The sequence below is a fragment of the Streptomyces sp. Tu 3180 genome (assembly GCF_009852415.1).
Taxonomy (GTDB): domain Bacteria; phylum Actinomycetota; class Actinomycetes; order Streptomycetales; family Streptomycetaceae; genus Streptomyces.
Genome location: NZ_WOXS01000002.1, coordinates 2,796,654 through 2,809,680 on the forward strand (window position 1 = coordinate 2,796,654; position 13,027 = coordinate 2,809,680).

General features: G+C 74.5%; 12 protein-coding genes. 8 read left to right on the forward strand and 4 right to left on the reverse strand.

What is annotated here, in order from left to right; translation table 11 throughout:
- Window positions 1–15 precede the first annotated feature (15 nt).
- Window positions 16–600 (reverse strand): NAD(P)H-dependent oxidoreductase, encoded by a 585-nt coding sequence (locus GL259_RS13570; RefSeq protein ID WP_159532504.1) that lies wholly within the window; start codon window positions 598–600, stop codon window positions 16–18.
- 322 nt (window positions 601–922) lie between these two features.
- Between GL259_RS13570 and GL259_RS13575 the strand changes: the two genes are divergently transcribed.
- Entirely contained in the window at window positions 923–1,480 is a 558-nt protein-coding gene (locus tag GL259_RS13575; protein WP_159532506.1) for a hypothetical protein, read from the forward strand.
- Window positions 1,481–1,596: 116 nt separating this feature from the next.
- The gene (locus tag GL259_RS13580) at window positions 1,597–2,247 is read left to right on the forward strand and encodes a class F sortase (protein ID WP_159532508.1); all 651 of its coding nucleotides are present in this window, start codon (window positions 1,597–1,599) and stop codon (window positions 2,245–2,247) included.
- Here GL259_RS13580 and GL259_RS13585 read toward each other — a convergent pair.
- On the reverse strand, window positions 2,185–2,631 hold the full coding sequence (locus tag GL259_RS13585) for a helix-turn-helix domain-containing protein (protein ID WP_279578622.1): 447 nt from the start codon (window positions 2,629–2,631) through the stop codon (window positions 2,185–2,187). The two genes, GL259_RS13580 and GL259_RS13585, sit on opposite strands and share 63 nt — an antisense overlap.
- Window positions 2,632–2,706: 75 nt before the next feature.
- On the opposite strand from GL259_RS13585, the gene GL259_RS13590 reads away from it, so the two are divergent.
- Window positions 2,707–3,618, forward strand: a complete 912-nt coding sequence (locus tag GL259_RS13590) for an NAD(P)-binding domain-containing protein (protein ID WP_159532510.1) — start codon at window positions 2,707–2,709, stop codon at window positions 3,616–3,618.
- Here the strand turns inward: GL259_RS13590 and GL259_RS13595 are convergent.
- A complete protein-coding gene (locus tag GL259_RS13595; RefSeq protein ID WP_243762299.1) occupies window positions 3,608–5,179 on the reverse strand; it encodes a PQQ-binding-like beta-propeller repeat protein in 1,572 nt (523 codons plus the stop codon). The two genes, GL259_RS13590 and GL259_RS13595, sit on opposite strands and share 11 nt — an antisense overlap.
- 115 nt (window positions 5,180–5,294) lie before the next feature.
- Window positions 5,295–6,077: a TSUP family transporter gene (locus GL259_RS13600; protein WP_159532513.1), complete on the reverse strand. Its 783-nt coding sequence runs from the start codon at window positions 6,075–6,077 to the stop codon at window positions 5,295–5,297.
- 195 nt (window positions 6,078–6,272) lie between these two features.
- Between GL259_RS13600 and GL259_RS13605 the strand changes: the two genes are divergently transcribed.
- The 5 genes from GL259_RS13605 (at window position 6,273) to GL259_RS13625 (ending at window position 12,871) form a co-directional block, all read left to right on the forward strand.
- Window positions 6,273–7,490 carry an FAD-dependent oxidoreductase gene (locus tag GL259_RS13605; RefSeq protein ID WP_159532515.1) on the forward strand — a complete coding sequence of 406 codons (1,218 nt, stop codon included), beginning with the start codon at window positions 6,273–6,275 and terminating at the stop codon, window positions 7,488–7,490.
- A complete protein-coding gene (nirB, locus tag GL259_RS13610) occupies window positions 7,490–10,111 on the forward strand; it encodes a nitrite reductase large subunit NirB (RefSeq protein ID WP_159532517.1) in 2,622 nt (873 codons plus the stop codon). The genes GL259_RS13605 and nirB overlap by 1 nt, the downstream gene beginning before the upstream one ends.
- Window positions 10,108–10,458 (forward strand): nitrite reductase small subunit NirD, encoded by a 351-nt coding sequence (gene nirD / locus GL259_RS13615; protein ID WP_159532519.1) that lies wholly within the window; start codon window positions 10,108–10,110, stop codon window positions 10,456–10,458. The genes nirB and nirD overlap by 4 nt, the downstream gene beginning before the upstream one ends.
- Before the next feature lie 125 nt (window positions 10,459–10,583).
- The gene (locus tag GL259_RS13620; RefSeq protein ID WP_159532521.1) at window positions 10,584–11,540 is read left to right on the forward strand and encodes a superoxide dismutase; all 957 of its coding nucleotides are present in this window, start codon (window positions 10,584–10,586) and stop codon (window positions 11,538–11,540) included.
- Window positions 11,541–11,713: 173 nt separating this feature from the next.
- Window positions 11,714–12,871 carry an alkaline phosphatase PhoX gene (locus tag GL259_RS13625; protein ID WP_159532523.1) on the forward strand — a complete coding sequence of 386 codons (1,158 nt, stop codon included), beginning with the start codon at window positions 11,714–11,716 and terminating at the stop codon, window positions 12,869–12,871.
- Window positions 12,872–13,027: the final 156 nt, after the last annotated feature.

The window sequence follows — 13,027 nt, forward strand, 5'->3', positions numbered from 1 at the left end:
CGTCCCGGAGCGGGCTCAGCCCTCGTACGGCCGCTTCTCCCGCGCCTCCCGCAACGCCGTCGCCCACCACACGAGCTGGTCCAGCATCGTCTTCGCCGCCGCGTCCGGCCGGGCGGGGTCCTTCGGGCGGCCCTCGTCGTCGAAGGCCGCCCCCGCGTTGTGGAAGGAGACGGTGTCGCGCACGGTGACGGCGTGCAGCTCGGCGAAGACCTGGCGCAGGTGCTCGGCGGCGCGCAGGCCGCCGGCGAGTCCGCCGTAGGTGACCAGGGCGACGGGCTTGGCGCGCCACTCGGTGAAGTGCCAGTCGATGAGGTTCTTCAGGCCCGCGGGGAACGAGTGGTTGTACTCCGGGGTGAGCACGACGAAGGCGTCCGCCCGGGCCAGCTTCGGGGTGACGTCGGCGAGCGCGGCGGTGGCCCGCGCGGTCGGCTCCAGGGTGGTGGGCAGGTCGAGGTCGGCGACGTCCACGACGTCGACGGCCAGGTCGTCGCGGTCACGGAGGCGGTCCAGGAGCCAGCCGGCGACGACGGGACCGAAGCGGCCGTGCCGGTTGCTGCCGACGACGAGAACGACATGGAGGGCATCGGTTGCTGTCTTCATGGGGCAGAGCGTGGTACCTCGACTTGACTTGAGGTCAAGTCGCGCGTCCGGCCCGCCCTCCGGTCACCCGTTCACAGGCGCGCCGCGCACCCTTCGGGTGCTTTTCCGCGGCCGGGTCGGCACGACGCCCGTGACCTGCTGAAACGTGAACCGCGCGGCGTCCGTCCGGGTCCGCCCGACACCCGTTCGGACCGCTTCCCGACGTGCGCTCGGGAAGCGGTCCGGGCCCGGTGGCACTTACCTCGAAGGGGCAGGGCACGTCCGACGGCGGCACATGGAGGTACCGCGGGCCGTGCCCCTCCGTGAGTCCGAGGGAGCATCGATGCGACGTACCGCCCGGTTGCTGACCGGCACCACGCTCGCCGTGGCCGCCGCGGGGACGCTCACCGCGCCCGTGTACGCCGGGGGGACCGCCGCCCCGGCGGGCCGGCCGCACGGTGCGCCGGCCGGGAGCCTGGAGGTGTACCCGTCCTCGGTCGCGCCGGGCGAGCAGGTCGCGGTGAACACCGCGGCGTGCGGGGGCGAGGGGACGTCGGACGGTGACGCCACCGCCGTGGGCGCGGGCCGCTTCGCCCTCGCGCCGAGCACCCGCGAGCGGGAGGCGAGCGGGCGGTTCCGGGTGCCGCCGAGCGCGCAGCCGGGGACGTACGAGATCGTCGCGACGTGCGCCGAGAGCGGCCGGCGGGTGACCGGTGACCTGGTGGTCACGCTGACGTCCGGGTCCCCGCAGGTGTATCCCCGGGGAAGTGTGAAGACGGGGATCGGTGGCGCCCTGGGCCCCGATCCCGTGCAGACCGCGGCCGGTGTGGCGGCTCTCGCCGTCGCCGCCGCGGGCGGTACCTGGCTCCTGCATCGCCGGGCGAGAGGCGACGGGATCTGACGGGCACCCTCCGCTGCCCGTCCGCCGGTACCGCAGGTCCCCTCCCCCTCCGGGTCCGACGCCCCTCGCGGCTCGGAGGGGGCGCGGGGACCGACTCGAGGAGAGGTCAGTCCGCCATGCGCCGCAGGTTCCGCCGGACCGGCAGCCCGGTCAACACGGTCATAGTCGCCGTCACCGTGCTCGCCCTGTGCTCGGGGCTGTGGCTGCTGCGCGAGGGGACCGGGACGCACGCCCCGCCGCAGCCGTCCGCCGCCCAGGCGCACGCCGGCGTCGACGACCGCGGCGGCGGACGGGCCGCGGCGCCCGCGCTGCCGCCCTCCCCGCCCGACCGCGTCCGCATCCCCTCGATCGACGTGGACGCGCCCCTGACGGGCCTGCGCCTGACGAAGACCGGCAGCCTCGGCGTCCCGCCCGCCGACCGGAAGAACCTCGCCGGCTGGTACGAGGCCGGCACCACCCCCGGGGAGACCGGCACCGCGATCATCGCGGGCCACGTCGACAACGCCGAGGGGCCCGCCGTCTTCTACTCCCTCGGCGCGCTGCGCAAGGGCAGCACCATCGAGGTGGACCGGCGCGACGGCGGTGTCGCCGTGTTCGCGGTGGACGCCGTCGAGGTCTACGACGCGCGGGACTTCCCCGACGCGCGGGTGTACGGCGCGGCGTCCCGGCCCGAGCTGCGGGTCATCACCTGCGGCGGGAACTACTCACGGACGACCGGGTACCAGGGGAACGTCGTCGTCTACGCGCACCTGACGGGCAGCCGCTGAGGCGTCCCGCGCCCCGCGGTACGCGTCCCCGAGCACGTTCTCCCGTCCCCAGGCCCCGAGCGGCTCCAGCGCCGTGTTGAGGGACACCCCCCTGGGCGTCAGCGAGTACTCGACGCGGGGCGGCACCTCGTCGTACTCCTCGCGGTGCACGATGCCGTCGGCCTCCATCTCCCGCAGGTGCGAGGCGAGCACCTTCTCGGTGATCCCGGGCAGCTCCCGGCGCAGCTCGCCGAAGCGGTGCGGCCGTTCGCCCAGCTCCCAGAGGATGAGCACCTTCCACTTGCCGCCGATCACGTCCATCGCCGCGTCGACCCCGCACACGTACCCGCCCGGCCGCCGTCCCGTCGCCATGCCCGCCGTCCCGTCCGCTCGCACTGCCTGCATCCTTTCCCCGGGGTGAGCGCCCACTTCGAAGTGCGTACTTGAGCAGGTCCTTCCCCCGCGGCGAACCTGGTCGCCATGACCGACAACACCTCTGCCACCGCTCCCGCTTCCCGCACTCCCCTGACCCTCCTCGGCACCGGTGCCATGGGCACCGCGCTGGCCCGTGCCTGGCTCGCCGCCGGGCACCGGGTGACCGTCTGGAACCGCACCCCCGCCCGCGCCGGGGCCCTGGCCGCCGAGGGCGCCGCGGTCGCCGCGAGCGCCGCCGAGGCGGTGGCCGCGAACCGCCTGGTGGTCGCCTGCCTGCTCGACGACGCCTCCGTCGGCGAGGCGCTGGAGCACGCCGACCTGACCGGGCGGGACCTGGTCAACCTCACGACCGGGACCCCGGGCCAGGGCCGCGCCCGCGCCGCCTGGGCCACCTCGCGCGGCGCCCGTTTCCTGGACGGCGGGATCATGGCCGTACCGCCGATGATCGGGGACCCGGAGTCCGGGGGGTACGTCTTCTACAGCGGTTCGGGCGCCCTGTTCGAGGAGCACCGCGACACGCTCGCGGTCCCCGCGGGCACCCGTTACGTCGGCGCGGACCCGGGCTTCGCCGCGCTGCACGACGTGGCGCTGCTGAGCGCGATGAGCGGACTGTTCGCGGGCATCACGCACGCCTTCGCGCTGATCCGCCGGGAGGACATCGCCCCCAAGGACTTCGCGCCGCTGCTCACCTCCTGGCTCACCGCGATGGCGTCGTCCGCCCACCGGACCGCCGAGCGGCTGGAGAGCGGCGACTACACCGGGGGCGTCGTGTCCGGCCTCGCGATGCAGTCCGCGGCCAACGCGACGCTGCTGCGCACGGCCGAGGAACAGGGGGTCGGCACACAGCTGCTGACGCCGTACACGGACCTGATGGCCCGCCGCGTCGCCGACGGCCACGGCGACGAGGACGGGACGGGGATGATCGACCTGCTGGCGCAGGCGGGCCCTACGGGCTGACCGCGAGCGCGGGGGGACGGCCGCCGTCGTCGTCGCCGTTGACGACGACCCAGCCGTCGCCCGCGCGGAGGAGCTGCGCACCGGTCCCGATCCTCGTGTCGACGTCACGCAGCATGATCCCGTCCTCCTCGCCCACCCGGGCCCCGTCGCCGGCGGCGAACGTCCACAGGCGTTCGGTGTCGCCGAGGACGGCCACCCGGTCCCGGCCGGCCGGGGCGAGGGCGACGACCCCGGCGCCCAGGTCCGCGTGCCAGAGGCGCCGTCCGTCGTCCAGCGCGTAGGCGGAGACCCGCTCGACGGAATCGGCCCCCGGCTTCTTGGCGGCCACCACCAGGTTGTCGCCGTCGACCACCGCCCAGGGCACCGGGCGGGCGGGGAAGGACAGGGGGTACGTCGTGATGACGGCCAGGTCCTCCTCGTCGGCGGTGAGGGGGATCGTCACCGGCTCCTTCCGCATGTCGTCCGGGGCGCCGTAGGACAGGACGGCGGCGAGACCGCGCTCGTCCTCCTCCTGCACCAGCAGGACGAACGGGTCGGCGCGGACCACCGTGACGGTGCTCGGGCGGCTCTCGACCGGGAGCGCGCGCCGGCTCAGTTCCTTCCCCGTGGCGTTGTCGAGGGTGAGGATCCTCGCCGAGTGGAAGCCGTCGTAGCCGCCGCAGGTCACGACGACCCGGGTGGTGCCGCCGGCCGCGGAGGCCCGCACCGGCTCGCACGGCGCGTCGTCCCCGCCCCCGGCCCCGGCGGCGGCGGGGAGCTTCACGGTCCAGCGCGCCGCGCCGTCGTCGAGTCCGTACCCGTGGACCGCCTGCCCGGCCAGCGCCACGGCCACGCCCGCGTCGGCGGCGAGGAGCCCGTCGCCGCCCTCGCCGTACGCCGGGGCGGGCCCGCTGATCCGCCGCTCCCACAGCTTGCGGCCGCTGCGCACGTCGACGCCCCACACGGTGCCGCACGGCTTCTCGTGCCGCGCGAAGGAGACCAGGCCGACGCCGTCGACGATCCGGTCGCTCATCGCGCACACCGACGTGCGCACGGGCGCCCTCAGGACCCACCGGCGGTCCCCGGTGCCGGAGTCGTACGCGACCAGCGCGTCGGTGCGGGCGCGCACGACCGTCTCCGCGTCGTCGCCCACCGCCCAGGCCCCGGCGCCGCGCACGCTCGCGGGCCGGTCCGGGCCGGCCTGCCAGACGGGGTCGAGCACCGGTCCGCGCATCCAGAGGTAGGCCTGCCAGCCGGGCCACAGCGCGACCAGCACGCCCGCCGCGGCGAGCGCGCCGGGCACGGCCTTGCCGGGGCGGATCCGGGTGAACGCGGCGAGGGCGGCGGTGAGCGCGACGCAGCCCACGAAGGTGAGGGCGAACGCCAGGACGAGGGTGGGCGTCGTGCCCTCCGGGCAGGGCCGGTACCTGCCGCCACAGCTGTTGCCGGGAATGGACGTCCACCCCAGCGCGTGGAACTCCGCCGCGAACCCGACCAGCGCGCCCGCTCCGACCACCAGCGCGGCCTTCCCCAGCGGCCGCGCCCCGGACGGTCTGCCGTCCTCGACCATCGTGTCCCCCACCCGCGTTCCGTTCCGCGGCGCTCCCCGGCACCGGCCGCCCGTGTCGTGGAGCGGCGCTGGAGCCTAACCCGCGCGAGTGGATCACGTCAGCCGGTCCAACCCCCGAGGGCGCCGCTCAGGCCAGCCACTGCTCGTAGGCCAGGTTCGCCACCAGGGCGAAGACGACCGTCAGCAGGACGACGCGGACGAAGCCGCTGCCCTTCTTCAGGGCCGTGTGGGCGCCGAGCGTGCCGCCCGCCAGGTTGAACACCGCCATCAGCGCCGCCAGCTGCCACAGCACCGCGCCCTGCCAGGCGAACGTCGCGAGGGCGCCGGCGTTGGTGCAGCAGTTGACGATCTTGGCGGTGGCGGAGGCGGTGACGAGGTCGAGGTGGAGCACGGCGGTGAGCGCCAGGACGAGGAACGTGCCGGTGCCGGGGCCGACGAGGCCGTCGTAGAAGCCGATGCCGAGGCCGGCCAGCCCGATCGCGGCGAGGATCTGGCGCCGGGTCGCCGGGCCGGTGGCGGGGGCCGTGCCGAAGGCGGGGCGCAGGATGACGAAGGCGGCCACACCGAGCAGCACCACCATGATCACCGGCTTGAGGACCTCGGTGCTCATCCCGGCCGCGAAGAACGCCCCCGCCGACGATCCGGCGAGGGCGGCCAGTCCGATGCGCACGGCGGTGCGGACGTCCACGGGCGCCTTGCGGGCGTAGGTGATCGCCGCGCCCGTGGTGCCTACGATCGCGACCGCCTTGTTGGTGCCCAGGGCGTGCGCGGCCGGGGTGCCCGAGGGGAGCCCCAGCAGCAGGGCCGGCAGGAGCAGCAGTCCGCCGCCGCCGACCACGGCGTCGATCCAGCCGGCGGCGAGGGCGGCCAGGCAGAGCAGGACGACCGTGGTCAGGGAGATGTCGGGCATGGCCGCGAGCCTAGGGACGGGGTAGTTGTGGCGTCCATCAAGATGAGCTTTTCCTGAGGTTGGCCCTCCTCACATCCGCCGCGGGCCGGCGCCCCGAACCCTCACATCCACCCCCCGTCCCCGCTGAGGGCAGCGTTCCGCGCGGGAAACAGAGGGGATGCCGCCGGGTAACACCCGCACCGCACGCTCGGGGACATGACCTCGAACGAGCGTGTGGTGGTGATCGGCTCCGGCCTCGCGGGCGTGCGTCTCGCCCGGCGGCTCGGCGAGCTCGGCACGCCCGTGACGCTGATCGGCGAGGAGGAGCACCGCCCGTACAACCGGGTGCTGCTCGCCGAGGTGCTGGCCGGGCGGTACGGCCCCGAGGTGATCGCCCTGCCGGCGCCCGCGGAGCTGACCCGCGCCCGCGTCACCGGCGTCGACCGCGCCGGACGGACCGTCACCTGCGCGGACGGCTCGGTGATCGCGTACGGCCGGCTCGTCCTGGCCACCGGCTCCAACCCCGTGCTGCCGCCGCTGCGCGGCCTGTTCACCGGGGACCGCCAACTGCCCGAGGGCGTGCACGCGTTCCGCACCATGGACGACTGCCTGGGGCTGGCCAAGGCGGTGCGGCCGGGCGTGCGGGCGGTGGTGATCGGCGGCGGGCTGCTCGGGGTCTCCGCGGCCCGCGCGCTCGCCGTGCGCGGTGCGCAGGTCGTCCTCGCCCAGCAGTCCGAGCGGCTCATGGAGCGCCAGCTCGACCCGGCCGCGTCCGGACTCGTCCGGCGGCACCTGGACGCCCTCGGCGTCGAGGTGCACACCGAGTGCCGGGTGCGCGACGTGCGCTGCGTCGCGGGCGCGGTCCGCTCGGTGGAGCTGGCCGACGGCTACGCGCTCGACGCCGACCTCGTGGTCCTGGCCTGCGGCGTCCACCCGCGCACCGGGCTCGCGCAGGCGGCCGGGCTCGAGGTCCGCAAGGGCGTCGTCGTCGACGACGAGCTGCGCACCTCGGACCCGTACATCCACGCCGTCGGCGACTGCGCCCAGCACGCCGGCACGGTGTACGGGCTCGCCGCCCCGGCGCTGGAACAGGCCGACGCGCTCGCCGCGCTGCTCGCCGGGGACGCGGGCGCCCGCTACACCGGCACCCGCTCCCTGACCCGGCTCACCCTCACCGGGCCCGACAGTCCCCTCGACCTCGCCGCGTTCGGCGAGACCGAGGCACTGCCGGGCGACGACGTCGTCCAGCTCACCGACGCCACCCGGGGCACCTACCGCAAGGTCGTCGTCCGCGACGACCGCCTGGTCGGCGGGGTCCTCGTCGGCGAACTCGGCACCGTCGGCGCCCTCGCGCGCGCCTGGGAGGGAGCAGAGCCGCTCCCGTCCGGCGGCGGGCCCCTGCTCCACCTGCTCACCAACGATGGAGGCTCCTGATGACCGCCACCCCGGGGGCATCCCCCACGATCGTGCTCGTCGGCCACGGCATGGTCGGCCAGCGCTTCCTCGAAGCGCTCGCCGAGCGCGGCCTGACCGCCACGCACCGCGTGGTCGTGCTGTGCGAGGAGCCGCGTCCGGCGTACGACCGCGTCCAGCTCACCTCGTACTTCTCGGGGAGGACCCCCGAGGACCTGTCCGTGACGGACATGGCGTTCATCGAGGAGCACGGCATCGAGCTGCACGTCGGCGACCCGGCGCAGAGCATCGACCGCGAGGCGCGGAAGGTGACCGCCCGCTCCGGGCTCGTCGTCGGCTACGACGTCCTCGTCCTGGCCACCGGCTCCTACCCGTTCGTGCCGCCCGTGCCGAACAAGGACGCCGAGGGCTGTTTCGTCTACCGCACGATCGAGGACCTCCTCGCCATCGAGGAGTACGCGAGGACGCGGGCGACCGTCGGCGCGGTGGTCGGCGGCGGTCTGCTCGGCCTGGAGGCGGCGGGCGCCCTCAAGGGCCTCGGACTCACCTCGCACATCGTGGAGTTCGCGCCGCGGCTGATGCCCGTCCAGGTCGACGAGGGCGGCGGCGCGGCGCTGCTGCGCACCATCGAGGACATGGGCCTGTCCGTGCACACCGGTGTGGGCACGCAGGAGATCGTGGTCGGCGAGGACGGCGCGGTCACCGGCATGAAGCTGTCCGACGGCTCCGAACTCGCCACCGACATGGTGGTGTTCTCCGCCGGTGTCCGCCCCCGCGACCAGCTGGCCCGGGACTGCGGCCTGACGGTCGGCGAACGCGGCGGCATCGCCGTCGACGAGCGGTGCCGCACGGTCGCCGACCCGCGCGTGTTCGCGATCGGCGAGTGCGCGCTGGCCGCCGACGGCCGGGTGTACGGCCTGGTGGCCCCCGGCTACGAGCAGGCCGAGACGGCCGCCGCGGCCATCGCCGCCGACGAGGGCGAGGAGAAGTCGTTCACCGGCGCCGACCTGTCCACCAAGCTGAAGCTGCTCGGCGTGGACGTGGCCTCCTTCGGCGACGCGCACGGCACCACCGAGGACTGCCTGGACGTCGTCTACTCCGACTCGCGCTCCGGCCTGTACAAGAAGCTGGTCATCGGCCGGGACGGCACGCTGCTGGGCGGCATCCTGGTCGGCGACGCCGAGGCCTACGGCACGCTGCGCGCCCTCACCGGCTCCGTGCCGCCCGTCGCGCCGGAGGCCCTGGTCCTGCCCGCCGGCGCCGGGGCGCCGGCCCAGCTCGGTCCGTCCGCGCTCCCCGACGACGCGGTCGTCTGCTCCTGCCACAACGTCACCAAGGGCACGATCCGCGGCGCGGTCACCGAGCACAGGTGCACCACCGTGCCCGAGGTGAAGAAGTGCACCAAGGCCGGTACCGGCTGCGGCAGTTGCGTCAAGGTGCTGGGCCAGCTGGTCAACGCCGAGCTGGAGGCGAGCGGCGTCGAGGTCGACAAGGGCCTGTGCGGCTGCTTCGCGCAGACCCGCGAGGAGCTGTACGAGATCGTCCTCGCCCTGCGCGTCACCTCCTACCGCGAGCTGCTGGACCGCCACGGCCGCGAGGGCGCCCGGGGCGGCGACGGCTGCGAGGTCTGCAAGCCGGCGGTCGGCTCGATCATCGCCTCCCTCGCCCCGGTGATCGGCGCGAGCAACTACGTCCTGGACGGGGAGCAGGCGGCCCTGCAGGACACCAACGACCACTTCCTGGCCAACCTGCAGAAGAACGGCTCGTACTCGGTCGTGCCCCGCATCCCCGGCGGCGAGATCGCCCCGGAGAAGCTGATCGTGATCGGCGAGATCGCCCGCGACTTCGGTCTCTACACGAAGATCACCGGCGGTCAGCGCATCGACATGTTCGGCGCGCGGGTCGAGCAGCTCCCGCTGATCTGGGCCCGTCTGGTGGACGCCGGCTTCGAGTCCGGCCACGCCTACGGCAAGTCGCTGCGCACGGTGAAGTCCTGCGTGGGGCAGACCTGGTGCCGCTACGGCGTGCAGGACTCCGTGCGCATGGCGATCGACCTGGAGCTGCGCTACCGGGGCCTGCGCTCCCCCCACAAGCTCAAGTCGGCGGTCTCCGGCTGCCAGCGCGAGTGCGCGGAGGCCCAGTCGAAGGACTTCGGCGTGATCGCCACCGCCAACGGCTGGAACCTCTACGTCGGCGGCAACGGCGGCGCCACCCCGCGCCACGCGGACCTGCTCGCCCAGGACCTGTCGGACGCCGAGCTGATCCGCCTCGTCGACCGGTTCCTGATGTTCTACATCCGCACCGCCGACCGCCTGGAGCGCACCTCGACCTGGCTGGAGCGGATCCCCGGCGGCCTGGACCACGTGCGCGACGTCGTCGTCCACGACTCGCTCGGCATCTGCGACGAGCTGGAGGCCCTGATGGCCGCCCATGTCTCGCACTACCGCGACGAGTGGGCCGAGACCCTCGGCGACCCGGAGAAGCTCGCCCGGTTCGTGTCCTTCGTGAACGCGCCCGACACCCCCGACCCGGTGGTCGCCTTCGTCCCCGAGCGCGACCAGATCAAGCCCGACCTGCCCCTGCTGAACATCGGCCTGCGCCCCCGGGCCCTCGACTCCCTGGAAGGAAGCGCCACACGATGACCCTGGCACTCGAGACCACCGATCTGAAGGTCCGGCTCCGCCTGGCGGACGACTGGTTCCCGATCTGCGACCTCAGTGCGCTGATCCCCGGCCGCGGGGTGGCCGCCCTGCTCCCCGACGGCCGCCAGGTCGCCGTCTTCACCGACCGCACCGGCCGCCTCTACGCCATCGACAACCGCGACCCCTTCACCGGGGCGGCGGTCCTCTCCCGCGGTCTGACCGGCACCCACCGGGGCCGCCCCTTCGTCGCCTCCCCGCTGCTCAAGCAGCGCTTCGACCTCGAGTCGGGGCAGTGCCTGGACGACGAGGCGGTGCGGGTGACGGCGTACGAGGTGAAGGCGGCCTGACCACCCGGGCCTGTCGACTTCCTGTCGAGTGCGTGTCTTCCGTTCGGCCGGGCGGGTACTTCGCGTTTCATCGATCCCGTCCCGTTCGTTTCGAGCACCGTCCCACCCGTCACGGAGGCCCGAACATGATCCGGAAGCACCCGCAGCCCGTCCGGCCCTCCCGGCGCGCCGTCCTCGGCGGTGCCGTCGCCGCGTTCGCGGCGGCGGCCGGCGCCGGCACGGCACAGGCCGCCGGCCGCGGGCCCACCTGGCCGACCGAGTTCCCGCTGCCCGACGGCTGGCTGCCCGAGGGCATCACCATCGGCAGCGAGCCGTACGCGTACATGGGCTCCCGCGCCGACGGCGCGATCTACCGCACCGACCTGCGCACCGGAGAGGGCCGGGTGCTCCACGAGGGCGCCCCCGGCCTCGCGGCCATCGGCCTCGAACTGGGCCGGGACGGCCTGCTGTACGTCTCCGGCGGCGGGGACGGCACCGCCAGGACCGTGGACGCCCGCACCGGGGAGCCGCGCGCCACCCACCGGCTCACCGCCGCCACCGGCCACTTCGTCAACGACGTCGTCCTGCTCCGGGACCGCGCCTGGTTCACCGACTCGTACGACGCGGTCCTGTACGGCGTCCCGCGCGGCCGGGGCGGCGGCCGGGTCCGCGCGCTGCCGCTCACCGGCGACTGGGAGCAGCTGCCCGGCGTCATCAACGCCAACGGCATCGTGAGCACGCCCGACGGCCGCGGCGTGATCGTCGTCAAGAGCACACCGGGCGAGCTGTACCGCGTGGACCTCGGGACCGGCCGCGCCGACCGGATCACGCTCGTCGGCGCGGACGACGTCGTCAACGGCGACGGTCTGGTCCGCGTCGGCCGCACCCTGTACGTGGTGCAGAACCGGCTCGACGTGGTGACCGTGTTCGACCTGGACGCCGGGGCCACGACGGCCACCCTGCGCCGCTCGGTCACCGACCCGCGCTTCGACGTCCCCGCCACCGCCGCCCGCTTCCGCGACCGCCTCTACCTGGTCAACGCGCGCTTCACCAGCCCGCAGACGCCGGAGACGACGTTCACGGCGGTGGCGGTGCCCCTGTAGGGGTCCGCTCCCCCGCCTCGCTCCGGCGGACGGGGCGCGTCCGCCCCGCGGGATGGTCACCCGCCGGTACGCCGCCGGACATGAGGCGTCCATGCCGCGCCCCTAGGTTCCCTGATCGCACGCCCCCGCCGCCGACCGGTGGCGGGACGGTCACGGCCCCTCTTGGAGCGACAGTGGAACGTCGTACCTTCCTTCGTGCGACCGCCGTCGGCGGCAGCTCCGCCGTGTTCGGCGGGACCCTGTGGCGCGGCGCCGCGTACGCCGCCCCCGCCCGGCCCGGCACCGGCCCCTACGGTCCGCTCGGAGCGGCGGACGCCAATGGGATCAGACTGCCGGCCGGGTTCACCAGCCGGGTGATCGCCCGTTCCGGTCAGCGGGTCGCGGGCACCTCGTACACCTGGCACAGCGCCCCCGACGGCGGCGCCTGCTACGCGGACGGCTCGGGCTGGATCTACGTCTCCAACTCGGAGATCAACCCGTCGGGCGGGGCGAGCGCGGTGAGGTTCTCGGCCACCGGCGCCGTCACGGGCGCGTACCGCGTCCTGTCCGACACCCGGCAGAACTGCGCGGGCGGGAAGACCCCGTGGAACACCTGGCTGTCCTGCGAGGAGGTGGACCGGGGGTACGTCTACGAGACCGATCCGTGGGGGGTGAAGGCGGCCGTCCGCCGCGACGCGATGGGCCGCTTCAAGCACGAGGCCGCGGCGGCCGACCCGGTCCGCCGGGTGGTGTACATGACCGAGGACGTCACGGACGGCTGCTTCTACCGCTTCCGGCCCACCACCTGGGGCGACCTGTCGTCGGGCACGCTGGAGGTGCTGGTCGCGGGCAGCGGCACCAGCGGACCGGTGAGCTGGGCGCGGGTCCCGGACCCGTCCGGCGCCACCGCCACCCGCAACCAGGTCTCGGGCGCCAAGCGCTTCAACGGCGGCGAGGGCTGCTACTACGCGAACGACACCTGCTGGTTCACCACCAAGGGCGACAACCGCGTCTGGCAGTACAACGCCGCCGCCCAGACCATCGAACTGGCCTACGACGACTCGCTCGTGACCGGCGGCACGGCCCCCCTGACCGGCGTCGACAACGTCACCGGCGCCTCCTCCGGCGACCTCTTCGTGGCCGAGGACGGCGGGAACATGGAGATCTGCGTCATCACCCCCGACGACGTGATCGCCCCCTTCCTGCGCATCGACGGCCAGTCCGGCTCCGAGATCACCGGCCCGGCGTTCTCCCCGGACGGCAGCCGCCTGTACTTCTCCAGCCAGCGCGGGACGAGCGGGAGCTCGTCGGGCGGGATCACGTACGAGGTGACGGGACCCTTCCGGGCGTGACGGGGGGCGTGCGGCGGAGAGTGCCCCTCCGGCCGCGTACGGGCGCATGAGAGAGGGCGGCACCCCCGCACGGGTGCCGCCCTCCCCTCCGTGATCCGGAGCCGTTGCCGATCGGTGAGGGTGGTCGGGTGACAGACAACGGCTCCGGGGCCCTGT

Bases quoted from the DNA above. Each gene is read 5' to 3' on its own strand.
- GL259_RS13570 (WP_159532504.1), bottom strand. From the start codon at position 600: ATGAAGACAGCAACCGATGCCCTCCATGTCGTTCTCGTCGTCGGCAGC.
- GL259_RS13575 (WP_159532506.1), top strand. From the start codon at position 923: ATGCGACGTACCGCCCGGTTGCTGACCGGCACCACGCTCGCCGTGGCC.
- GL259_RS13580 (WP_159532508.1), top strand. From the start codon at position 1,597: ATGCGCCGCAGGTTCCGCCGGACCGGCAGCCCGGTCAACACGGTCATA.
- GL259_RS13585 (WP_279578622.1), bottom strand. From the start codon at position 2,631: ATGCAGGCAGTGCGAGCGGACGGGACGGCGGGCATGGCGACGGGACGG.
- GL259_RS13590 (WP_159532510.1), top strand. From the start codon at position 2,707: ATGACCGACAACACCTCTGCCACCGCTCCCGCTTCCCGCACTCCCCTG.
- GL259_RS13600 (WP_159532513.1), bottom strand. From the start codon at position 6,077: ATGCCCGACATCTCCCTGACCACGGTCGTCCTGCTCTGCCTGGCCGCC.
- GL259_RS13605 (WP_159532515.1), top strand. From the start codon at position 6,273: ATGACCTCGAACGAGCGTGTGGTGGTGATCGGCTCCGGCCTCGCGGGC.
- nirB (WP_159532517.1), top strand. From the start codon at position 7,490: ATGACCGCCACCCCGGGGGCATCCCCCACGATCGTGCTCGTCGGCCAC.
- nirD (WP_159532519.1), top strand. From the start codon at position 10,108: ATGACCCTGGCACTCGAGACCACCGATCTGAAGGTCCGGCTCCGCCTG.
- GL259_RS13620 (WP_159532521.1), top strand. From the start codon at position 10,584: ATGATCCGGAAGCACCCGCAGCCCGTCCGGCCCTCCCGGCGCGCCGTC.